This is a genomic window from Deinococcus sp. Arct2-2 (genome assembly GCF_004801315.1).
GTDB lineage: Bacteria > Deinococcota > Deinococci > Deinococcales > Deinococcaceae > Deinococcus.
Genome location: NZ_SSNW01000047.1, coordinates 22,507 through 44,841, shown reverse-complemented (window position 1 = coordinate 44,841; position 22,335 = coordinate 22,507). Strand labels below are relative to the sequence as shown.

Genomic DNA, 22,335 nt, shown 5'->3' with positions numbered 1-22,335 from the left:
GTTCGGGTCGTCGGGCATCATCGTCAACTGCCCCATCGTCTTCCGCTTCAAGTAAACGCTCCCGTTGGTTGGGAGGACGGCAGGCCCGGACAGAGCAGGAGGTCCGGGCCTGCTGTGCGTGCGGGTGCATCCAGTGCGGCTGGGCAACATCTAATGGAGACCAAGTTCACCTACCATTCAGTAATGGCGATTCCGGGCACCCCCCAATCTGCTTCGCAGGCAGCCCCCTGAAACGGGAGCACTACAGCCGTTAAGTCTCCACCTTGAAAGGGGGCGTTGCGTCAGCAGCGGGGGAGGTTGACCTTCCAGCTCAATTTCCCCAGAGTGTTGCCCAGTCAGGTCAGAATCAATAGTTCCGTCTGAGTGGCCTTCTTTCTGAACTTTTCTGGTGCGGCAGACGTATAGGTTAGCATGAGGATGAGGCGTGGGCCAAGATGTTGAGCGTGTACGGGGCAGGTTTGCACCTGCACAGGCGACGCGGCGTCGGCGCTCTGGTAGCGGTTTCGGTTAGTGTGTCGGTGATGCGCCCCAGCGAGCAGGTGTCCAGCCTTCAGTCCTTGCCGGACGAATCTGACTTAGCGCTGCTGGCCCGCTTTACCCGACGCGACGAGGCGGCTCTGGCCACTCTCTATGACCGCCACAGCCGCGCCGCTTACGGTATTGCGTCGTACATCCTTAAAGACGCGGCTCAGGCGCAGGATATTGTCCATGACGCCTTCCTGAAGGTTTGGGAAAAGCCGGGGCTCTTTGATCCGGCGCGGGCCTCGTTTCCCACTTTTTTTCTGACCGTGGTGCGCCATGCGGCCATTTCCAAGCTGCGTGGCGGGCGGCCTACTCTGCCGATAGACGACTCGGAAGGACTGCCCCTCCCCTTCCCCGATGAGCGGGTGAACTTGCAGGTCAGAGCCGAGGAACGCGCCCGCGCCGAGCAGATCAGGGCCGCGCTGCATACCCTTAAGCCCGTGCAGCGCGAAACGGTGGAGCGGGCCTTTTTCCGGGGAGAAACGCGCGAAGACATCGCGGCGGCCATGTCGGTTCCGGTAGGTACGGTCAAAAGCCGGCTGAAATACGCGCTAGACCGTCTGCGCGGCGTGTTGGGCGAGGAGGGAGAGAGCTTATGAACGGGCAGGAATGGAGCGGACAGGGCATCAACAATTCAGACTGTGAAGCTTGCCGCGAAGACCTGAGCGCCGTGCTGCTGGGCATCGCCTCTGAAGCGGAAACGGAGCGCGTGCGGGCACACCTTCAAACCTGCGCCGACTGCCAGCGTGAGGCCGCCGAACTGCGGCAAGTGCTGGGCGGCGTGCTGCAAGCTGCCCCCGAACTCGCCCCACCTGCCGAACTGCGTGCGCGTGTGCTGAACAGCGCCAAGGCATCTACCACAGTACACAGGTCCGACGCACGCCAGCGCCCAAACCTTGCCCTCTGGCTGCCCACCAGCCTTGGACTGGCTGCCGCCGTCGCCGCCTTTGTGCTGTGGCCCCAGCCTGCGCCCACGCGGGCCGATGTGGTGGTGAGCGCCGGAGACAGCGTGGTGTTCGCCTCCAGCAAAAGCTCTGGCGCTCCCCTGACGATTCGCTCGGCGGGCGGCCAATTGCGCCGCGTGAGCATGGAGACACCCCAGCCCGCGTGGTTTACCGAAGCCGTGTACGCACAGGGCCGCGCCTATCTCCTGGACGCCGCCAACAACCAGTTGATCGTGCTGAACGTGGCGCAGGGGAACATAGAGCGCCGCTACCCTACACCGGGCGGGGCAGCAGGCTTGGCCGTAGAGGGTGGCCGCGTGTTTGTGAAAACAGCGGCCAGCGGGGAACTGTTGGTGTTCGGCGGCCCAAACGACTCGGCCACTACGCGCCGGGTTCTGGCCAAAGCCACCCCCATGCCCCAAGCCGAATGCATGGACGCTGTGCTGCACGTCGGGAACCGTCTACTGGCAACAAGTCATGCCACCGGGCAAGTCTTTGTCCTGTCAGTCGATGGTGGGCAGGTGTTGGACACTTACGCGGTGGGCGGCGCACCGGTGGGCCTTGCCGAGTGGTCGGGCGGCGTACTGGTGTTGGATGTTCAGGGCCGCCTGCTGGAACTGGCCGAAGACGGACAGATCAAGCGCACGCTGAAGCTGAAGGGGAATCCGGACAAATTCAGCGTGATGGACGGCCAAGCCTACCTGACCGACCGGGGCGGCACGGTGAGTGTGGTCGACCTCGCCACCTTCCGCGTGGCTCGCCAGCGCACCTTCGGCACCCCGATGGACATCGCTGCCCTGCCGGGTGGACACCTGGCCCTCGCGGACGCCACACGCGGCCTGCTGATGCTGAGGCCTGATCTGAGCGACGTCTAAGGGCTGGTGTGCTCTGAAACGGATCTGTGCTACACGGAAATGAGGGGTGGACGTGCTTCAGAACTGAACCCCAGCGGCAAATTCAAGGGGTCTGTTGTTCACCGGAGAAGATCCATGCCGCAGGTGCACAAACGGTTGTTCTCAGGGGCCATCTGCTGGAGTGGCCACCAGGATCGGATGGTGGTGGCCTCGACCGAGAACCAGGGGTCACATCAGGGTGCCATACTTCCGCATGCACATCCAAGTCAGTGTTCATCAAACGGGTCCGTCCACGTCCTTGGGCCAAGCCCGAACCCACCGGGTGGTGATCGATCGCCCGCTGGACAAAGAGGGCAGTGACCAAGGCATGATGGGCGGTGAGCACTTGCTGGTGGCGCTCGGCGGCTGCTTCATGAGCAATTTACTGGCGGCCATCCAGGCCCGCAACGCCAACATTCAGAGCGTGCGGTTACAGGTCACAGGCACGCTGGCGTCCGCGCCGAGCCGCTTCAGTGACATTGAGGTGGCGGTGAATGCCCAGACTGAGGATCTCGACGTGCTCGAGAAGCTGGTGGTGATGTCCGACCGGGCCTGCATCGTGTCCAACACCTTGCGCCCAGCGGTGAATCTCGTGTTCCGTGTGGAGACCCAACCAACAGTTGAGGTTTTATGATTGAAAGGCGGCGATCACCTGCTGGTGCTCTCCACGGCCCGGTGCACTCACCTGATGGAGCAAGAACACGGATCCACTCGGCCACAGGAGCGAAGTCATCAGGGGTTGGGGCGGCAGGGGCGCGCTCAAGAATTCCGGAGTGTGCACGCCCGCATCACGAACCTTCACCCTCATGCCCGCACCAGCGCTGCCTCGACCAGAAGAAAACATCAGAAACCAGCGTTCCAGACGTGGTGAGTTGTTTCGGAAGGGGTGGCCTGAATCTCAGGCCACCCCTCCCCATCCCCGGCCCTGGAGGAAGGCAACACCACGGTTGAAGCTGCCGCTGGTGCGCGGCGGCCAGGTGCTGACGGTGGGGGCGGGCAATTGAATCGGTGGAAATGAACCTTTGCGTAGGGCGGGGCGTATCAGTCAGCAGGAGGCTCCACCATGTCTAACACTGCTGTATCCCGTTCCGCCCTGTCTCGCCTTGCCCTGCCCGCGCTGGTGCTGCCCGGACTGCTGGTGGCCGCCGCGCTGCTCAGCAGTGCCGCGCCCGCCCAGACCATGACCACCCCGGCCAAGTCCGAGCCAGCCATGACCGACACCATGAAGAAGTCGGGCGGCTACGTGGCGTACACCAAAGCCGCCTTCGACGCCGCCAAAGGCACACAGCGGGTGCTGTTCTTTCACGCGACGTGGTGCCCCAACTGCAAGGCCGCCGACGCCGACATCACCAAGAATCTGGCGCAGTTGCCCGCAGGCGTGACCATTTTCAAGACCGACTACGACAAGGAATCGGCGTTAAAGAAGCAGTATGGCATCACCTACCAGCATACCTTCGTGCTGGTCGACGCGCAGGGCAAGGCGCTGAAAAAGTGGGCAGGCGGCACTCTGCGCGACATCATCGCCAAGACCAAGACAGCCAGCTAGGAGCCTGAACGATGTTGCTGCTGCTGATCGCCTTCGTGGGCGGCGTGCTGACCGTCATTTCGCCCTGCGTGCTGCCTGTGTTGCCTGTGCTGCTGTCGGGCACGGTGGGCGGCAGGGCGCGGCCCGCCGGAATTATCGTGGGCTTCGTGGGCAGTTTCGTGGTGCTGACCCTGTTTCTGTCCACTCTGGTGTCGGCCCTGAACCTCAGCCCGGACGCCCTGCGCTGGGGCGCGGTGGCCCTGCTGTTCGTGTTTGGTCTGACGCTGGCGGTGCCTGCCCTGCAACGGCGCTTTGAGCTGCTGGCGGCAAGGGTAGTGCCCCAACGGGTGGCGACTGGAAACAGCAAAGGCGGCGACGGCTTCGGCGGTGGTCTGCTGGTGGGCCTGACCTTGGGGCTGGTCTGGACGCCGTGCGTCGGGCCGATTCTGGCCAGCGTGACGACCTTGGCCCTGAGTGGGCAGGTCACGGCCTTCGCGGTGGCCGTCACGCTGGCGTATGCCCTCGGTGTCGCCCTCCCCATGCTGGCGATCATGCGCGGTGGGCGGGCCATGCTGAAACGGGTTCCGGCGTTGATGGGGAACCTGAGCCGGATTCAGCAGACGTTCGGGGTGGTGCTGGCCGTGTTCGCGGTAGGCATGGCCTTCGGGCTCGACCGCGCCGCCCAGACCTTTATCGTGGAGCGCGTGCCTTACGTGCAGCGCCTCACCTTCCTTGAGGAAACCGACACCGTGCGCGGACAGTTGGAACGGCAAGCTCCCTGATGCGGGCCTCGATGGTGGCCCATGGAGACTCGGCTTCAGCCGCCATGCGCCCCACCGACTCAAGGCCACTCTGATCCTGAGCCATCCTTGCATGACGATTTACAGGGACTTAACACACCGCTCTCAGGACAGGAGCCAAGCCTACGATGAGAGTTGACCTTCAGCACCCCTCACCGTTCGCCCTTTTCCTGGAGCTGATGCCATGACCCAGAACACCACGTCCGCCGTGACCCGTATGCTGCAAACGCACCCGCAGATCGGTCAACCGTCCTTTGATTTGGACCGCCTGATGGAGTGCATTCAAGCCTGTTTCGAGTGCGTGCAGGTCTGCACTTCCTGCGCTGACGCTTGCCTGGGCGAGACCGAACACGCTGGACACCTGACGCACTGCATTCGCCTGAATGCCGACTGCGCGGATATTTGTGACACCACTGGGCGCGTGTTGATGCGCCAGACACAACCGGACATGGCCGTGATCCGTGCGCAGCTTCAGTCGTGCCTGGTGGCCTGTAAGGCGTGCGGCGATGAATGCCAGCAGCACGCCGAGAACATGGGCATGAAGCACTGCGAGGTCTGCATGGAATCCTGCCGCCGCTGTGAGCAGGCGTGCCAGAAGATGCTGGACGGCTTGAGCGCCTGAACGGCACCCAACTCTCCCGCCGTCTGCCGCAGCGTCCCTGCGGGCAGGCGGCTGTGTTGAGAGAAGGAGCATCCTGTGAACGAATCCATGGATCGCCCGGCCAAAGCACAAGACTCCGGCGAGAAACCGCTGGGCAAGATGGGCGGCAGCTATGGCCGATTTGCGGTCATGATCGCCACCTCTACGGTGATCATGTACGGCCTCATGTACCCGAACACCTCTCAGCTGGACCACATCTATTTCAGCCAGACGCGCATGTGGATGGCGCTTTACATGGGCCCAACCTAGCGAAAGTCCAAATGTTGTCCAGATCGTCTAAGTGGGGGGTGAATCGAGGGGCTGAGGTTTGAGCGTGTTGCCTGGGCACCCTTCTTGCCGAAGAGGTGCATCCAGGCGGCCCTCTGCGCGCATACGGGAGGTATGCCCAGCTTCTCTGCCGCCCTTCTTCCCTCCGAGTTGCGTGCCCGGGAACGACGGCCGGTGCGGCACACTGTGGTCATGCCCGCTACCCTGCCGACCGGTCTGGATCACCAGCAGCTGATCGTGCAGCTCCAGCATGGACAGGAGGAGGCCTTCAAAGGCCTGTACGACGCGTTCGCCGGCGTAACTTACCGGGTATGCCTGCGGATGCTGGTCTCCCCCGAGGATGCCGAGGAAGTCCTTCAGGACACGTTCCTGCGCTTGGAGGCCCAAGCACACCGCTATGATCCGGCGCGCGGTACAGTGCAGACCTTCGTGCTGACCATCGCCCACCACCTGTGCTTGGAGCGCCTGCGGGCCCGCCGCGCCCGGCCACAGGCCCGTGACGGCGCGTTCGAGGATCCGGCCTTCGATCTGCCAGCGCCTTCCCCGCCACGCGATCCCCTGGATCAGGCCCGGATCGATGCTGCCTTGGGATCGTTGCCCGAGACCGACCGGCTGCTGCTCGAAGGAATGTTTTTCGGCGGCTACACGCACGCCGAACTCACGGCCCGCACCGGGCTGCCGCTGGGCACCGTGAAAAGCCGCCTGCGCCGCGCGCTGCTGGGGTTGCGGGAAAGGATAACGCCATGACCCATCCGACTGAGCTACTGCCCGGGTACGTCCTGGGTGACCTGACAGGGCCGGAGCTGGAGAGCGTCGAGACTCACCTGTCCGGTTGCGCGGACTGCCGCGCCGAGGTGGCCCGGCTGCGGGACGCCCTGTTCTCTCTCGCGGACGACCTGCCCGACGCGGCGTTGCCCAGCGGCGCGTGGCAACGCCTTCAGGCCCGCCGGACCGTCAGCGCGGTTCCCCGCAGGTCTCACCGACCGCTCAGCGTGGCGCCCCGCCTCCAGCGTCCGCGCTGGCCGTGGTTGGCGGCCGCCGCCGTGGTGGTGCTGGCCCTGGGCGTTATCACGACCCGCCCCTTCACCGAGCCGTCCCAGCAAGCCACCGCTGCGCAGTGGGAGGCGCAGAGCGTGAGACGGGTCATGCTCACGGCTCAGGGCAGTGAGCCGTTCGGCACACTGTTTGTTCGGCCAGATGGGCAAGCGCTCGTCGTGCTCACGCGGCCAGCGCCTACTGGGCAGGTCTACCAGGCGTGGGGCCGCCGGGGCAACGGGCCGGATGCCGGTGTGCCGGTCAGTCTGGGGCTGACGGGCGGCACCGTCATGCAGGTGGGCTGGCGGGGCTACGCGTCCGTGGGCATCAGCGTGGAACCCGCCGGGGGCAGCCCAGCACCGACGCAGCCGCTCGGCCGGGTAGCGCTGCCCGGCAGTTGAGTACGGATCGGCGGTGCCTGTGCAGGTTCTCCGGCCGTCCCTGGCGCGGTATGGTGCGGTTCAGGCCATGTGAGGCGGCCCCCACGTTGCCGTGAGGGCCGCCCCGATGGTGATCTTCAGCCCTTGGTCATCTTGACTGGGGCGCAGATCGGCACGACGCTGGGCTCGCTGGCGTAGTGCACGTTGATGTAGGCGCCCATGTCGCCGGCAATCTTGGCCGGGTCGCCGCTGACCGTCACGCTGGCATTGCCGCTGGCGTCCGACGTAAAGCTCGGGAAGCCCAGTGTGACGGGTCCGTTGGACGCGCAGGGATCAGTGCTCGACGCGGGCCCGAAAGCGTGGTAGTGCGCGATGTAGGCCTTGTTGGGCGTCAGCCCACTCACTGTCAGGGTGGTGCTGACCATGGTGTCCTTCCTAATAGCCACGGCCTTGCCCATCGCGGCGGGATCGGCCGCGTTGGGATTGTGCTTGAAGGTATAGGTGGTGCCACCCATCCCCATCATCATGCTGCACGAGCCGAGCAGTGCGGTGGTGGCCATCCCCAGAACGATCTTGTGTCCGAACATATCTTCCTCCGTGGTACGTGAACTGCATTGACTCCGCCTCAGCGGTTGGTCACGGTGATTGTGGCGCTCATGCCGTCGTGGTACGAGCAGTAGTAGGTGTAGGTGCCGGGCGTCTTGAAGGTGTAGCTGTATCTGTCCCCCGGCCGCAGATCCGGTGACTTCAAGTCGGCGACCGTCAACGAGAGGACGTTGTGGGTGATCTGGCCGGTGTGGATCCAGGTCACCATAGTGCCGGCGGGGACGCTCAGGCTGGCGGGCTGGAACAGGTTGTCCCCGACCTTCACGGTGACCGAGTCTGCGGCGACCGGCGTCCCTCGAGCTGCCCCCGTCTTTACTAGCGCCGCGCATAGAGGGACGACCGTGAGATCGGACGCGGTGTGGACGTTGACGTAGGCGCCCAGGGTTCCGGCGATCCGCGCCGGATCGGCCCGCAGGAGAATGGTGGCCTGACCGCGTGCATTGGCTTTGAAGGCTGGGAAGCCCAAGGTGATGGGCCCCTGAGACGCGCAGGGCTCAGCGCTCGCCTTGCCCAGCGCGTGGTAGTGGGCGGCGTAGGCCCGGCCCGGAGTCAGGCCGCGCAAGGTCAACGTCGACACAGACTGGGTGGGCGAGAGCGTGCGAACACTGAGTTGACCGGACACGCCGCCCGCCGTGCCCAGCGCCTTGAATGGGAACAGTTGGAGGGTTGCCGCGCTGGCTGGGGTCAGCATGAAACTGCTCAGGATCAACGGGCTAATCAGGACACGTCTGAACATGGAGCTCCTTATGTGGTGATTCATGTCGAAAGGAGAGCGGAGAGTCGTCTGCGGCCAGGGGACACGGACGGGTGCTGCACGGTGATGATTCACCCTCAGAGCTGGCCCGCGTTACGGAGTGCTGGTCAGTTCCTGCCCGTTCACCGTGGAGCTGACGCCAACCACCTGCCGGGTCGTGGTGGTTTTGCCAGCGTTGTCGGTGACGCGCGCAGTGATGGTGACGGTCGTCTTGCCCGCTGGCAGGTCGAGCGAGCCGCCCACCACCCAGTCGGCGGTCGTGCGCACCGCGCCGCCCGGCCCGGTCTCACTGCCCGCCACATCGAACAGTGGGGCGAGGTTCGCGCCGGCCGCTACCCGGTTGCCGTTGGGCTGGATCAGCGGCACGTCGAAACTCAGTTCCAGGCCGGGGTAGAAGCTGTTCGGCCCGGCCAGGGTGCCGGTCTTGGGATTGGCAATCTTGGTGGGATCGAAGATCAGCCCCTCGCGGACGCCGATGCCGGCCCCGCTGCGGTCGGTCGCGCTGACCTGGATGAAGAACAGCGAGCCCGTTCCGGCCGGCGGCGTGCCGCTCGGGCCGGGGGAGATGCTGCTGGGGACACGCGGCGCGATCAGGCTCACTTCGGGGCCATCCGGGTCGTCCAGGCCGTCTCCGGCGAGCGGGCCGGGGGCCAGCGTCAGTTCCTGGCCCGCCGTCCGCGCGCCCGCCCTCACCTGCACTGTGACCTTATCCTGCGAGACCCGGCCCGCGTCGTCCTTGACCGAGGCGGTGAGGGTCAGGGCGCTCACACCGGCGGGCAGCGATTCCAACACGTGCCAGCCCGCCCAGACCGTCACGCCGGGGCCGGGCGTGTCGTCGGTGCCCGCGACGTTGAACAGGGCGGCGAGATTGGTTCCCCTGGCGATGACGCCGCCGTCCGGCTTGATCAGGTCGACGTCGGCGCTCACCGTCAGGTCGGGGAAGTCGGGGTTGGCCTGGCCCAGCAGGTCTTCATGGCGGATACCTGCGCTGCCTGGGCCGACCGTCGCCTCCCTGACCTTCACCTTGACGTCGTCCCGTGTGACGATTTCCAGGTTGATCACGAAACCCGCGCCGGTGTTCAGCGCTGTCACGGTGCCCGGCACGCCAGTGCCCGGCGAGACGGTGGCGTTCCCTAACGGCGAGACGATGCGCATGATCGGGGCCGCGCTCTCAGGCGAGGGGGGCACGGGAACGTTGGTGCTGCAGGCTCCCAGGAGCGCACTCAGGAGCAGGGCGAAGGGGATGAACTTATTCATGGGCAGTCCTTTTAACGCGTGAGAGGGCTGTTCGCGGAGGCGTCGTTGCTGTCGCTCAGGATGGCCGGGCCGGCGTCCAGATCCGTGTCAAAGGGCGAGACCGCGGAGGGCTGGCCCTGATCGGTGAAGAGCTTGGCGGTCGTCTGAGGGTCTTTCGGCCAGACCACCAGGTGATCGAGATTGACCTTACTGGCCTTGATGGCCGGGCCGTCCGGCTTGCCGTCCTTGGCGGTGCCCCGCAGCGTGAAGGCGTCGAAGATGCTGGCCATCGCGCTCGCCTCGACTTTGCCCCCCGCGTCCGCCTTGAAGTCCATCACGTGCTGCATCATCCCGAAGGGGGCGACCGCCGACTCGGTCAGGAACAGGGTGTAGCTGGCACCGGGCGTCAGGCCCTCGGCCTTGAGCGTCAAGTCGTCCGTCCCGTCCAGGGAGCGGATCACCACGTTGCCCGAGACTGCCTTCAGGGCCGCTGGCAGGAACGCGAAGGGCTTGTCCGGGACTTCCAGCCCCATCTTCACCGAGGGCAGACCCACCCGCACGGTCTTCAGGTTCTGGGTGCCAGCACCGCTGGGCACGGCACCCGCGACGTACACCAGCGCCTGCGGCATCTGGCCGATGGGAATGGTCTTCATCACCGTGTTGCTGGCCGTGTCGATCACGTCCACCGCGTCCTGGTCTTCCAGGCCCACGTAGACCCGCGTGTTGTCCCCGCTGGGCCAGATCCCGTGCGGGGTGAAGCCGGTCTTGATGGTCGCCACGATCTGCGGCTTCGCGCCACGCCTGATCACCTTCACCACGTTCTCGCCGCCCACCGTGACATAGATGAAATCGCCGTTCTTGGTACTCACCGCATTCACGTGGTTGGTCACCTTGCCAGTCTCCAGCACGTGCAGCACCTTGAAGGTGCGGGCGTCGATGGCGGTGACCTTGCCCACGTCCTTGTGGGTCAGCCAGACCTCCTTCCCGTCGGGGGTGACCACCAGGTTGGGCGAGAAGGGACTCACCACCGGCACACGGGCGATGACCTTGCGGCTTCGGACGTCGATCACGTCGAGCTGCGCGGTGCGACTGGAGTCTACGAAGGCGCGCTGTCCATCCGGAGTGAAGACGACCATGCCCGGCCCCTGGGCGACCATGATGCGCCCGGTTTCTTTCAGGCTGGCTACGTCAATGACCGAGAGGTAATCCTCGCCGCGCACCGTGACCCACACCTGCTTGCCGTCCGGGGTGAAGAAGCCCTCGTGAGGGCCGCGCCCGAGGTAAACCGTGCCCATCACGTGGTTATCGCGGGTGCGAACGATGGTCACGCCGTTCGAGGCGTTGCTGATGACGCTCAAATACCGCCCGTTGGGCGAGAAGCCCAGGCCGTGCACGTTCACCTGCATGTCGTCCAGCGCCCCGAGCACCTTGGGCCGGGGGTTGCCTAGAGCGATCTGGCCCACCACAGCATTGGTCGCAGGGTTGATGACCGTCACGGTATTCGAGGTCTGGTCGGCGGTGTAGACCCGGTCGCGGGAGGACAGAGCGGGGCCGGTGAGTGTCGGGGGCTGACTCAGGCCCTGGGCGCCGACGCTCCTGGCCTGCTGTGCAAGGGCGAGCGCGCCGGTCACGCCGACGGTGAGCAGGGCGGCGAGGGCGGGACGGAACGGACGATGACGCTGGACACGGTGGCTCTGGAACATGACGACCTCGGACAACACGGGTGGCCCTGGGTGGGGGCGGGGCGGCGGAAACCTGGGCGGCTTCTTTCACCCCCGTATGCGCCGCCCCCCCCATCCCGGATGCACCCAACTCTTCACCGAAGCTTCACGGTGTGGTTTGCCGGGCAGCCCTGGAGTTGCTGAAGGTTACGCTACGTCTCGCTGACCTCCTGACTCTGGGCGACCAGTACGCTCAGCCATGCTTACCTTCAGTGCTCCGCACGCCATCACGCAGGGAGCTGGAACCGATCTGCGCGCGAACTGGACCCCTGACGGCCAGTGGATCGTGTTCGAACGCCTTCAGGACGGGCGTCGGCGGCTACACCGTGTGCATCCGGATGGTTCCAATCTGGAACCCTTCGCACTCGAGGAACCTGACGACTCGGACAGCGCGGGACGGCCCGCCTTCTTCACCCCCGACGACCTGGTCTTCGTCAGTGACCGCCTGGGATCGACGGCCCTGTTCCGGCAGTTCCAGGGTCAGGTCACGCTCCTCCACGCCCATCCTCAGCCGGGGTATGGCCCAGCCCTAGTGGACGGCCACAGGCATGTCCAATGAAAAACCATCGCCGTCGGCTGCTGATCTCTCGTTCTCCAGAACACACCACCTACTTCTCATCATTCACAAGTCATAGCCCCAGACAGCCCCTCACCCGCGCGCTGGACGGTGCCCAGGGCTACGTGCGTGATCTCCGCGGTCTGGCGTCTGGCACGCTCAGTGTGGCCGCGAGCAGCACCATCGCGGCGGCCGTGGTGCCGGCCGTGCTGGCCCTCTTCCACGCCCGATATCCGGCGGTGAGCATCCACATGCGGCAGGGCAACACCCGCGCGGTGATGAACGCGTTGCAGGACGGCCAGGTCGAACTCGCGCTGATCGAGGGTTCGCCGGGCATCCTGGGTGGCAGGCCCAGGTGTTCGCTGAGGACGAGCTGGTGCTGGTAACGTCTCCACACCATCCGCTGGCACGTGCTGGAAGCGACCTGACGGCGTTGCCACTGGTCTGGCGGGAGCGCGGGTCGGGCACGCGGGAAGTGGCCGAACTGGCGCTGGCGCGGGCCGACCTGGCAACCACGATCCTCCTGGAACTTCCTGGCACCGAAGCTGTCAAGGAAGCAGTGATCGGTGGACTGGGCATGGCCTTCCTGTCTGAGCTGCGGGCAGGGCTCCTCATCCAGGTGCCCCTGAACCTGCCCGGACTGCGCCGGCCGCTGACGCAGGTCACGCCCCCACCCGAGCAGCAGTCCCGCGCCGCACAGGCATTTCTGCATCTATTGCAGCGCACTGCGTAGAGCGAAACGGGACAGGGGCCAGACAGCACCTGAAGAGAGTTCGGGCCACGGCCCCGAGCGTGTCCAGCGTTGGGAGGAAGGCCGCTGTTTAAGCCACATGCCTGCGCTGAGCCGCCAAGCGCCGCTCAGCGCCCGGGCCGAGACCGCGAAGCAGGAGGGCACCACAAGACGGCGCTGACGATGCATCTACCTGTGCAAAAGGGAAGGGGATCCTGCTGGTTAAACGCACGACAGCCAGCACGCTGCTGCCTTCATCAGCCACTCAGCGGTAGGCGGGCCACATCAGGATGAACCCAGCCATTAGGGCTGGACGGGGTCGTCATGGTTTAGGTTTTAGCCTACTGCTGAGTGGATTCCGCGGTTGCAGCGGTTCACTGGAATTCTAGGAATAGGGCACGCCAGCCGTCCTCTCTTGCCAAGCAAGTGGGTGCAAGCGTACAGTTCAAGGAACGCACGGGATCGGTCCCCATAAACCGAATTGGTGGAGTCAGCTCAGCTTGGCTCCACCCGTGTCTTGTTCCTGGGGTGCCCCGGAGGTTTTGCCATGACCACCAGCGTCATTCACACCCAAGCCCTTGCCAAGCTGTACCGAACGGGCGTGGGCCTGCACCCCTTGAATCTGGAGATCAAGCTCGGAGAAATCTTCGGATTCTTGGGGCCTAATGGTGCGGGTAAAACGACGGCCATCCGCACACTCATGGGGTACTTACGCCCGACCGGTGGAGCAGCGCAAGTATTGGGCCTTGATCTGGCCCGGCACACGCGGGAGATTCACGCCCGGGTCGGGTACTTGCCCGGTGAACTCCGGCTGGCCCCCCACCTGACCGCTCAAGAATTGTTTGGCATTCTCGGCCGGTTGCGGGGCGGAATGTCGGGTCGACAGGTGCAGAGTTTGACCGAGCGTTTCGGCCTCGATGCCTCCCGTCCGCTGGGCACTCTCTCCAAAGGCAACAAGCAGAAGGTGGGGTTGATCGCGGCGTTGCTGGGCCAACCCGATCTGCTGATCTTGGATGAACCGACCGACGGTCTCGACCCTCTGGTGCACGACGAAGTCTTGCAGGTGCTGCGCGAGTTCCGAACGGAGGGCCGCACCGTCTTCTTGTCCTCGCATGTGCTGGCCGAGGTCGAGCAGGTGGCCGACCGGGTGGGCATCATCCGGGCCGGCCGCTTGGTCACAGTGGCCCGCGTCGCCGACCTCAAGGCCCAGTTGCCGCACCGCCTTGAAGTGCGGTTTGCCCATCCAGTGCCAGAGGGCGTATTTCAGGCCCTCCCCGAACTGCGGGACGTGCAGGTGGAGCACCAAACCCTGCGCTGCGTCGTGGTGGGTGAGGCTGACCACCTGATCAAAACCCTGGCGGCCTACCGGGTGCTGGAGGTTCGCGGCCACCAGCCCAGCCTTGAAGACGTGTTCTTATCCTTTTACCGGGAGGAAGCCCATGTGGACTCAGTTGCTCTTTGACGATCTGCGAACCACCCGGCGCACGACCCTGTGGTGGATGGCGGGCTTGGCGCTGTATGTGGCGGTCTCATGGGCGTTTTATCCGGTGGTGCGCGACAGTCCTGACCTGGCCCAATTTGTCGAGCGCCTTCCCGAGGCCTTGCGGCAGACGTTCGGAGCCCAAGACTTGGTGTCGCCGGGCGGCTACGCTTGGGCCCGTCTGTTCAGTTTGCTGCTGCCGATCACGTTGGTGATCTACAGTATCCGGGCCGGTACACGCGCCGTAGCCGGAGACGAGGAGCAGGGCCGCTTGGAAGTGCTGCTGGCCCAACCCATCACCCGAACCGAGTTGCTGGCCGCACGCACCGCTTCGTTGGCCGCCAATCTGTTGGTGTTGGGCGTCGGCATTTTTACGGTGACTGCCCTGGGGGCGCGCCTCGTGCAGGCTGACTTGGACGGCGCACGCCTACTGCTGGCCACCGCGCAGGTGATCTTGCTGGCTTGGGCGCTGGGCGCGGTGGCCTTGGCACTCGGCACAGCCACGGGGCGGCCCGGCCTCGCGTCAGGCTTGGCCTTCGCGTTGACCCTCGGCGCGTATTTGATTCACAGCCTGTCTCCTCAAGTGCCCGCCTTACAGCCGTGGCGGGTGGTCTCGCCTTTCTGGTACGCCGTCGGTCAGAGTCCGTTTGCTGGGCCGCCGGATGCACGCGGCGTGGGGGTGCTGCTGCTCGTGGGCGTGGTGGCTGTGCTGCTGGCCACCCCCGCCTTCTTGCGCCGGGATATTGGCCGCTAAGCCAGGCAAAGCGCCAACAACAAGCCGGTTTACAACCACTGGATGCGCATTCAAAGCGGTTTCTGTTCGTCTGGTGCTTTCTTCTAGAACCGGGAATCAAAGCGAGTTCGTCTGCGCTTCTTTGCCTGTCCTGTGCTGGCCATGTACACTGCAGGCATCACAACCCTGTCTCTGTGACAGGTGCCGGCGACTATACGCCGAACTGGAGGAGTCTGCTAAGCAGGCTCCTCCTTGCCGTGTCGTTCCGTTCCCGCTCTACCCCGAGGTGCCCATGCCCACTCCCCCTGACCCGCCCCCCGAAGACCGTGAGCCCGTGACCCTGCGCCAAGTCGGCCTGATGATCGGCAGTTTCGCTCTGGCCCTCTTGCTCGTTGGGTTCGTGATCCTCGGGGTGGCTTTCCTGTTCTTTCCGCCTGCCACCGCCTTCTGGTTCCTCCATGTCTGAAGCTGCTGATCCGCATCCCACCCTGTTCGATGCCTTTGGACTGACCCTCAGCGACAGCACGCTAACGGTTCTTGCCATCGGCCTGTTTGTGCTGACCTACATCCTCATCTTGCTGGAAAAATACGTTCACCGCACGGTGGCTGCCCTGCTCGGAGCCTGCGCGGTGATGATCTTGGGCCTCCTCACGCCCGATCAAGCGTGGGGCAGCATTGATTTCAACACCATCTTCTTGCTGTTCGGCATGATGAACATCGTCAATGTGCTGAGCCGCAGCGGCTTCTTTGATCTGGTGGCCCGCTGGGGCATGCTGTACACCCGCGGCGAACCCGCCCGGGTTCTGTGGATTTTCAGTCTGCTCACCGCCGTCTTCAGCGCTTTTCTGGACAACGTCACCACCGTGCTGTTCATGGCCCCGGTGGTCGTCACCGTCGTCGTTCGCTTGGGTCTGAGACCCATTCCCTACCTGATCGCCGTCATTCTGGCCAGCAATACGGGCGGCACGGCCACGCTGGTCGGCGATCCCCCCAACATCATCATCGGCTCCGTGGCCGGGAAAGGTTTCGGGGACTTCCTGGTCAATGTCGCCCCCTACGCGGTCGTCGCGACTGTTCTGGGCATCGGCCTGATGCACCTCTTGATGCGCTGGCGCGGCGACCTGAACTCCGACGGAGCCGCTGAACGCCTCAACAGCGTCTTGTCCGACCCGACCCCTATTCGCACGGATCCAAAACTGATGCGCCAAGCCCTCATCATCTTTGGCATCACCTTGGTGTTGTTTATGGTCGGGCACCCCATCGGCCTCGAAGCGGGTCTGATTGCCCTCACCACCAGCACCTTCTTGATGCTGATCGCCGACCTGACCCCGGTCGAACTGTTCGAGCAGGTGGAATGGACGACCCTGCTGTTTTTTATGGGCTTGTTCATCGTGGTCGGCGCCCTCGAACATGTTGGTGTCTTTGCACAGGTCGCCACCAGTCTCACCGCCGCCATCGACGGGGATATCGGCCTAGGCATCTTGTTGGTCGGCTTTTCCAGCGCCATCATCAGTGGGTTTGTCGACAACATTCCCTTCACCATCAGCATGGCCAGCGTGCTCAAGGAGTTGCAGGGCACGCTGGGCGCGGCCATGGATCCTCTGTGGTGGGCCTTGAGCCTCGGGGCCTGCTTGGGCGGCAACCTGACCCTGATCGGCGCGTCGGCCAACATTGTGGTCTCCGATATTGCCGCGCGGGAAGGCCATCCGCTGAGTTTCGGGCAATTTATGGGCTACGCCACGCCCATTGCTCTGATCACGACGACGGTCGCCCTCGGGCTGTATTTTCTCTTCTTCACGTTGACCCGCTGAGGTATGCCCATGAGTGTATTGGACTTGACCACGGTGCTAGTGTGCGTGACGGCCGCCTTAGCGTTCCTGAATGCCCGGATCTTCAAATTGCCTGCTTCTATTGGCGTCACCGTCGGCGGCCTGCTGGTCAGCCTGATCTTGCTGGCTTTGGTGGGGTTGCAAGTACCCCAAGCCCTGAATGCCGTCGAACTGGTGCGGGGCATTCAGTTTGACGACTTCGTCTTTGAGGGGGTCTTGTCTTTCCTCTTATTTGCAGGGGCTTTGGGCGTCAACTCACACGCGTTGTGGGCCCTGCGCGGCCAAGTGGTGGTTTTCGCTCTGCTGTCCACCGCCCTGTCGATTGGTTTGGTGGGGGGTGGCCTGTTCGCCCTCCTCACCCTCTTTGACCTGTCGGTGCCCCTGGTGTACTGCCTCCTGTTCGGAGCACTGATCTCGCCCACCGACCCGGTGGCGGTGTTGGGCATGCTCAAGCAAGCCAAGGTGCCCCGGCGCATCGAAACGCTGGTGGCGGGCGAAAGCCTGTTCAACGACGGCGTCGGCGTGGTGGCCTTCGCGGTGCTGGCAGGCGTGGCAGCAGCGGCGGGCGGCGCACACGGCCCGGCGCTGAGTCTGGGCGGCGTGGCCGGGTTCTTTGCCCAAGAAGCGGTGGGCGGCCTTGTCCTCGGCAGCGTGTTGGGACTGCTGGGGTACCTCGCACTGCGGGCCGTCGACGATTTTGTGGTGGAGGTGCTGGTGACCTTGGGCCTGGTGCTGGCCTGTACCGCCGTAGCCCTGCACCTGCATGTGTCGGCGCCCCTGGCCGCGGTGGCTGCGGGCTTATTGGTGGGTTCCTTGACGGATCGCCGCCCCGCCGCCCTGTCCAGCCGCGAAAAGTTCGATTCCTTTTGGCATCTGGCCGACGAACTGCTGAACATCTTTTTGTTCGCGCTGCTGGCCTTGGAAGTGGTGGTGGTCAAATTCAGCGGAGAAGCCCTGTTGCTGGGTGTTTTGGCAATCCCGTTGGTGCTGATCAGCCGCGCCGCCAGTGTGCAGGTGCCGTTCGTGCTGCTGGGTCAGCGGCAGAACTGGTTGCCATTTACGCGTCGCCTGATGATTTGGGGCGGGCTGCGCGGCGCCATCAGCGTAGCGCTGGCCTTCACCGTGCCGCCCGGACCGCAGCGGGAGCTGTTTTTGGTGCTGACCTACGTGGTCGTGGTGTTCTCGATCATCGTGCAGGGCCTGACCGTGGGCAAGTTGGCGACTCAGGCCGGGAAAGCCACCGGAGAGCGGGGGGCAGGAGAAGGCACCGAGATTAAACGTGATTCACACTCGGGATAAGGCTGGGTTGCTGCGGTCGGCAATCACGCTCGACCGGCCCTCCCAGTGGTCTGGACGCTGCCACTGACCCCGCTCGACGCTTGTTTTCCCCAATGGCTGGGTGTTCTGAGAGTCTGGCTTGGTTTCCTGATGCTGCTGGTGCTTCAACGCGCGCAGCCCCAGACTGAACCGCCATCCCACTCTCTCCTGCCCGTCAAGACGTCGCAGCGAGCAGGGAAAATGAACAAGGGCGGAAGGATGGCACGCCCGCAGCAGACGCATCCTGAATAGGGTGACCCATGCACACGCTCCTTTCGGTCTTTCAAGACCTCCTGACCCCGCAAGGAGGCTGGTCGCTTGAGTTTCTGCTGCGCGTGCTGCTCTCCGTGGGGTTGCTCTACGCCTGGGTGGTGTTCATGGCCCGCCTGTTTGGTTCCCGCACCTTCGCATCCTTCACCTCCTTTGACTTTCTGATCAATGTCGCCGCGAGGTCGTTGGTGGCGAGTTCAATCATGGGCCGTAACCTGACTGAAGGTGCACTCGCGCTGGTGTGCTTGGCCGTGCTGCAGTGGCTCACGTCGCGGCTCAGTGCCCGCTCCGCCCGCTTTCATGACTTCGTGGACAATCCACCGGTCGTGCTCATCGAACATGGGCAGTACGTGGAAGGGGCTGGACTGAACCCCTCGGTACTTTGGGTTCACTCCAATTGGACGACTTGACACCACATGAGTTCGAGCGCCAAGCTCAGGTGGCTTAACCACACGTGTGCAAGACCGACTCAAGCCCAGAGCGATCTTGCGGCGGAGTGTGGACTCGGCTTGAAGAATCGCTAAGAGCACTTCGGCCAGTCGCTTCAGGGCGTCCCCGCGGCGATGGGGGAGGCGGGTTTTCAAATGGGCAGCCAGCGTGTCAGCATTCAGTAGGGCGGCTTCGGAGCTTGTCACAAACCCTGATACCGCCCTTCGTACTGCCAGACTGCGTCCAGGACGCCATTCACATCAAAGTGTCAGGTGCTGAGATCTCAGTGCCAAACAGGTTCCGTCAGACCAGCCCAATCAACAGACTGTCCAGATCGCGTGGATAGAGGCTGAGCCGCTCTGCTCCGTCTGAGGTAATCACCAGAGTATCGGAGTGCCGAAAGCCTCCAAGGCCGGGCACATACAATCCCGGTTCTATGGAAAAGATCATGCCCGCAGCCAGTTCGGTGTGATCGTCCAAATCCAGAAACGGATGTTCATGCCCTTCCATGCCGAAAGCGTGCCCGATGTGGTGACGGGTGAGGGCCAAAAGGCCGCGCTCCTCCAGCAGGTCACGTACCTCCTGCTCGACCTCTGAACAGTGTCGACCAGGTCTCAGCGCCGCGAAGCCTGCATCTTGGGCGTCTAGCATGGCCTGAAAATACCTGATCTGCTCGGAGGTCGGTTCACCGACGAACATGGTTCGTTCCAGTTCGCTCTCGTAGCCGCCGACCACACCGTAGGCCCCTGTGACCAACGTATCGCCCGCCTGCACCCCTCCCTGCTGATGAAGTCCGTGTGGGTTGGCGGTGTTGTGGCCCCGGATGAACATGGCGTTGGCGGGCAGCCCCTCGCGCGATTTGGGGACGTAGCGGTCACCTAGGACAGAGAGCATGTCGCGGGTGGCCTGTAAACTCGCGCCGTGTGAGACCAGCAGTTCGTCGCTGCCCTGGCGAACGGCGTCTTGCATGAGTTGGTGGGCGTGATCTCCCCACACGCAGGCTTCACGAATCAGCGCGATCTCGGCTGAACTTTTGATGGCCCGTGCGTCGTCGATCAGATCCAGCCGCTCGTGAATGGGCATGTCCATCACCTGACTGAGCCGGGGGCCACGGTAGCCCCAGCGGTGTTCGTAGCCGTCTAGGTCGGCAGCTATAGCCCGTGCATTCGGTTTGAGGGTGCGCAGGTGCGCCGCCAGCGTCAGCAGTGGATGTTGGCCGCTGCCGCCGCCCGGATATTCCGGATAGGTGGCGAACTGGCTCAGCTCTGGACACTGTTGCCGCACATGGTCTGATTCCAATTCAGGAATAAAGAGGCTGCATTCGCCGTCATCGGTGAGGATGGCCGCCACAGGACGCTCGGTGGCCGCAAAGAAAAAGCCGGTCAGGTAAGCCACGCGCGTGGGGCCGAAGACACAGATCAGGTCGTAGCTGTGCTGTTGCAGGGCTCCGGCCAACTTTTCCCGGCGGGCGCGGTACTCGGCAGGCTGAATTTCAAGGCGTGAAGGAGCCGTCATGAGGGGAGGGATTCCAGGGGAGCAGGTTCGAGCACCGGGCTGGCAACCAGCATCAGGTCGTGGGCGGCGCGGCGGGCAATAGCGCGAATCTGCTGACTCAGTTCCGGAACCCGCTCTTTGGTCAGCCGCCCGGAAGGCCCAGCGATGCCAAGAGCGGCGATGACCTTGCCCGCGCCGTTGCTCAGTGGGGCCGACAGGCAGCGCACGCCCAGCTCACGCTCCTCGTTGTCCTCGGCATAGCCCTGCTCGCGCACCGTCTGGAGTTCGGCTTGCAGCCGCTCCCAGCTGACCAACGTATGAGGCGTGCGGGGAATCAATCCCACCTTGTCCACGATGCGTTTGACGGTGCTGGGCGGCAGGTCGGCCAGAAACAGCTTGCCCACGTCGGAGCAGGTCAGCGGCGTGATGCTGCCGGGGGTGGTAAACATTCGCATCATGGTCAGGGGCTCCAGCTGGCTCAGGTACATGGCGGTCGTGCCGTACAGCTCGGCCAGGTGTGCAGTTTCACCCGTGCAGTCCACCAATTCCTGCAGATAAGGCCGCACCCGGCGCACCAGGTCGTAGCGCAGGTACAGAGACCGTGAAATTTCGACGATCTCGGGGCCGATGTCGTAGCGTTTGCTGAGCGCGTCCTGATGGACATATCCTTTGGCCGACAACGTCTGCAAAATCCGGTGAATGGTGCTGGGGGCCAGCTGCATCTGTTGAGACAGCTCGGCAATGCTCAGGGGACGGTGTGCGGCAACGATGGTTCCCACAATGTCGAGGGCACGCTCAACGCTCTGAACATTTTCGCTCATGTGGTCGCACGTCGTTGGGGATCAAACATCAGGAGGCTGCGGGGTGAATGCATCTGACCATAAAGGTAATCCACAAAGGCCGCCCGGTCTCCAGGTAAGGTGCGTTCCCTGACCTCCCGCACGGCCTCGTCACCGAACCAATAGCTGGCGATAAAGGGGCCACGGAACGGATAACTGGCGAAGCGCACGCGTCCTTCGATCCAGGGCCGCTGACCGTAGCTGTGCTGTTCCAAATATTCGATCACGCGGGCTTCGGGCCAGCCCTCTCCCATTTGATACCAGGCGGCGCTGGTGGCGGTAGCGCTGCGCACCCGCCGCAAGGCCCGGTGAAGCAGGTCGCCCTCATCCTCGATCCAGTCGATCAGGTGGACGCCCTGATCCCCGATGCCTTCCTGCACGCAGCCTGTGACGGCATTGGTGGTGCACAGCAACACGTCGGCGGTGCTTTTGCCCTGTGTGGCCCAGTCGTGGGTCAGCAGCAATTGGGTCGAATGACCAGGAAACACCTCATGGGCCACCAGATGCTTGAGGGCGCTGCGGGTAAAGCTGAGATCGACATTCAAGTCCATCTGGCCTTCGTTGAAGTTGCAGCGGGCCGTGAAAGGAACGCCGCGCAGGGTGTTGAGCTGCATCTGGTAATCGCCGGTGGCGTAGATCAGACGGTCGGTGCGGGCCTGCGCGTCGTCCATCAGCCGCTTGAATTCGGCTTCCAAGCGCTCGGCTGGAATGGCCTGTTCCTGTTCCCAGCGGGCCACCCGCTCTGCCACCGTTCCCTGACGGTATCCGGCGTCCATCAGCACCCGGTCTACATCCAGTTTCATGCTCTCGATCTGCTCGGTGTCTACCGCCTGTGCCGGAACGCCCACCAGTCCTTCCAGTTTTTCCTTGAAACTCAGTTCCTCGCCTTCAAACAGGCGGGCAGCGGTTCGCAACGAACGGAACATATCGTCCAGAAAAACCCGCCTTGGCCCCGCCTCTAGACCCGACGCCGCCTGCTCCAACGAGCTGAGTTCGTGCTGCACGGCGTCCCAGTCTTCCAAGGGCGCAGCGGGCACCAATGCGTCACCCAGGTAGATCGGCACCAAGCCTTCACTGTCCAGCACGCCGTGGCCCCGCGAGAGGCGGCGTTCCAGATGATCCATTCCTATGGTCAGAGCGGTAAGGCGACGTCCAAGTTCATGATCTTGCGGCGTACTGGTAGTCATTTGTTTTCTCCTTGACCTTCATCCTAAACAGAAATTCCACGATGTGGAACCTATATCTAGACAACTTATTCTGTCTGATGGAACAAAATTCAGATTTGTGCTTGACATTTCTCTGTCACGACCTTCA

23 protein-coding genes and 1 pseudogene are annotated in these 22,335 nt (G+C 63.8%); 17 read left to right on the top strand and 7 right to left on the bottom strand.

The window, feature by feature from the left end; all coding sequences use genetic code 11:
- Positions 1-434: 434 nt before the first annotated feature.
- The 9 genes from E7T06_RS17020 to E7T06_RS16980 all read left to right on the top strand — a co-directional run bounded on the left by E7T06_RS17020 (position 435) and on the right by E7T06_RS16980 (position 7,048).
- Positions 435-1,121, top strand: a complete 687-nt coding sequence (locus E7T06_RS17020; RefSeq protein ID WP_136366963.1) for a sigma-70 family RNA polymerase sigma factor — start codon at positions 435-437, stop codon at positions 1,119-1,121.
- The gene (locus tag E7T06_RS17015) at positions 1,118-2,341 is read left to right on the top strand and encodes a zf-HC2 domain-containing protein (RefSeq protein ID WP_136366962.1); all 1,224 of its coding nucleotides are present in this window, start codon (positions 1,118-1,120) and stop codon (positions 2,339-2,341) included. Before E7T06_RS17020 ends, E7T06_RS17015 begins: the two co-directional genes overlap by 4 nt.
- A 232-nt stretch (positions 2,342-2,573) precedes the next feature.
- Positions 2,574-2,993 (top strand): OsmC family protein, encoded by a 420-nt coding sequence (locus E7T06_RS17010; protein WP_136366961.1) that lies wholly within the window; start codon positions 2,574-2,576, stop codon positions 2,991-2,993.
- A gap of 429 nt (positions 2,994-3,422) precedes the next feature.
- The gene (locus E7T06_RS17005; protein WP_136366960.1) at positions 3,423-3,905 is read left to right on the top strand and encodes a thioredoxin family protein; all 483 of its coding nucleotides are present in this window, start codon (positions 3,423-3,425) and stop codon (positions 3,903-3,905) included.
- Between the two features lie 11 nt (positions 3,906-3,916).
- Complete coding sequence (locus E7T06_RS17000) at positions 3,917-4,666, top strand: cytochrome c biogenesis CcdA family protein (protein ID WP_136366959.1); 750 nt, start codon at positions 3,917-3,919, stop codon at positions 4,664-4,666.
- Positions 4,667-4,868: 202 nt separating this feature from the next.
- Entirely contained in the window at positions 4,869-5,306 is a 438-nt protein-coding gene (locus E7T06_RS16995; protein WP_136366958.1) for a four-helix bundle copper-binding protein, read from the top strand.
- A gap of 75 nt (positions 5,307-5,381) precedes the next feature.
- Positions 5,382-5,594, top strand: coding sequence for a hypothetical protein (locus E7T06_RS16990; protein ID WP_205750966.1), 213 nt, complete (start codon positions 5,382-5,384; stop codon positions 5,592-5,594).
- A 210-nt stretch (positions 5,595-5,804) separates the two neighbouring features.
- Positions 5,805-6,359, top strand: coding sequence for a sigma-70 family RNA polymerase sigma factor (locus E7T06_RS16985; protein ID WP_136366957.1), 555 nt, complete (start codon positions 5,805-5,807; stop codon positions 6,357-6,359).
- The gene (locus tag E7T06_RS16980) at positions 6,356-7,048 is read left to right on the top strand and encodes an anti-sigma factor (protein ID WP_136366956.1); all 693 of its coding nucleotides are present in this window, start codon (positions 6,356-6,358) and stop codon (positions 7,046-7,048) included. The genes E7T06_RS16985 and E7T06_RS16980 overlap by 4 nt, the downstream gene beginning before the upstream one ends.
- 116 nt (positions 7,049-7,164) lie before the next feature.
- Here E7T06_RS16980 and E7T06_RS16975 read toward each other — a convergent pair whose 3' ends face one another.
- The 4 genes from E7T06_RS16975 to E7T06_RS16960 form a co-directional block, all read right to left on the bottom strand.
- A complete protein-coding gene (locus E7T06_RS16975) occupies positions 7,165-7,614 on the bottom strand; it encodes a CHRD domain-containing protein (protein ID WP_136366955.1) in 450 nt (149 codons plus the stop codon).
- A gap of 38 nt (positions 7,615-7,652) precedes the next feature.
- Positions 7,653-8,369 (bottom strand): plastocyanin/azurin family copper-binding protein, encoded by a 717-nt coding sequence (locus E7T06_RS16970; RefSeq protein ID WP_136366954.1) that lies wholly within the window; start codon positions 8,367-8,369, stop codon positions 7,653-7,655.
- Positions 8,370-8,480: 111 nt separating this feature from the next.
- Positions 8,481-9,644, bottom strand: coding sequence for a hypothetical protein (locus E7T06_RS16965; RefSeq protein WP_136366953.1), 1,164 nt, complete (start codon positions 9,642-9,644; stop codon positions 8,481-8,483).
- An 11-nt stretch (positions 9,645-9,655) separates the two neighbouring features.
- A complete protein-coding gene (locus tag E7T06_RS16960; protein ID WP_136366952.1) occupies positions 9,656-11,344 on the bottom strand; it encodes a YncE family protein in 1,689 nt (562 codons plus the stop codon).
- 199 nt (positions 11,345-11,543) lie between these two features.
- On the opposite strand from E7T06_RS16960, the gene E7T06_RS16955 reads away from it, so the two are divergent.
- The 8 genes and pseudogenes from E7T06_RS16955 (at position 11,544) to E7T06_RS21325 (ending at position 18,669) form a co-directional block, all read left to right on the top strand.
- On the top strand, positions 11,544-11,903 hold the full coding sequence (locus E7T06_RS16955) for a PD40 domain-containing protein (RefSeq protein WP_205750964.1): 360 nt from the start codon (positions 11,544-11,546) through the stop codon (positions 11,901-11,903).
- Positions 11,900-12,633, top strand: a pseudogene (locus E7T06_RS16950) (LysR substrate-binding domain-containing protein). Before E7T06_RS16955 ends, E7T06_RS16950 begins: the two are co-directional and overlap by 4 nt.
- 544 nt (positions 12,634-13,177) lie before the next feature.
- The gene (locus E7T06_RS16945) at positions 13,178-14,092 is read left to right on the top strand and encodes an ABC transporter ATP-binding protein (RefSeq protein WP_136366951.1); all 915 of its coding nucleotides are present in this window, start codon (positions 13,178-13,180) and stop codon (positions 14,090-14,092) included.
- Positions 14,070-14,864, top strand: a complete 795-nt coding sequence (locus E7T06_RS16940) for an ABC transporter permease (protein WP_136366950.1) — start codon at positions 14,070-14,072, stop codon at positions 14,862-14,864. Before E7T06_RS16945 ends, E7T06_RS16940 begins: the two co-directional genes overlap by 23 nt.
- A gap of 271 nt (positions 14,865-15,135) precedes the next feature.
- Positions 15,136-15,309, top strand: a complete 174-nt coding sequence (locus tag E7T06_RS21330) for a hypothetical protein (RefSeq protein ID WP_168733609.1) — start codon at positions 15,136-15,138, stop codon at positions 15,307-15,309.
- A complete protein-coding gene (locus E7T06_RS16935; protein ID WP_136366949.1) occupies positions 15,302-16,654 on the top strand; it encodes an ArsB/NhaD family transporter in 1,353 nt (450 codons plus the stop codon). The genes E7T06_RS21330 and E7T06_RS16935 overlap by 8 nt, the downstream gene beginning before the upstream one ends.
- 9 nt (positions 16,655-16,663) lie before the next feature.
- Positions 16,664-17,971, top strand: a complete 1,308-nt coding sequence (locus tag E7T06_RS16930) for a sodium:proton antiporter (RefSeq protein WP_136366948.1) — start codon at positions 16,664-16,666, stop codon at positions 17,969-17,971.
- Positions 17,972-18,249: 278 nt separating this feature from the next.
- Complete coding sequence (locus tag E7T06_RS21325; protein WP_168733608.1) at positions 18,250-18,669, top strand: DUF421 domain-containing protein; 420 nt, start codon at positions 18,250-18,252, stop codon at positions 18,667-18,669.
- 322 nt (positions 18,670-18,991) lie between these two features.
- Here E7T06_RS21325 and E7T06_RS16920 read toward each other — a convergent pair whose 3' ends face one another.
- From E7T06_RS16920 to E7T06_RS16910, 3 genes are read right to left on the bottom strand one after another with little or no spacing between them, the layout of a single operon-like run.
- The gene (locus tag E7T06_RS16920) at positions 18,992-20,203 is read right to left on the bottom strand and encodes a Xaa-Pro peptidase family protein (RefSeq protein ID WP_136366947.1); all 1,212 of its coding nucleotides are present in this window, start codon (positions 20,201-20,203) and stop codon (positions 18,992-18,994) included.
- The gene (locus tag E7T06_RS16915) at positions 20,200-21,003 is read right to left on the bottom strand and encodes an IclR family transcriptional regulator (protein WP_136366946.1); all 804 of its coding nucleotides are present in this window, start codon (positions 21,001-21,003) and stop codon (positions 20,200-20,202) included. The genes E7T06_RS16920 and E7T06_RS16915 overlap by 4 nt, the downstream gene beginning before the upstream one ends.
- Positions 21,000-22,208 carry a hypothetical protein gene (locus E7T06_RS16910; RefSeq protein ID WP_136366945.1) on the bottom strand — a complete coding sequence of 403 codons (1,209 nt, stop codon included), beginning with the start codon at positions 22,206-22,208 and terminating at the stop codon, positions 21,000-21,002. The genes E7T06_RS16915 and E7T06_RS16910 overlap by 4 nt, the downstream gene beginning before the upstream one ends.
- Positions 22,209-22,335: the final 127 nt, after the last annotated feature.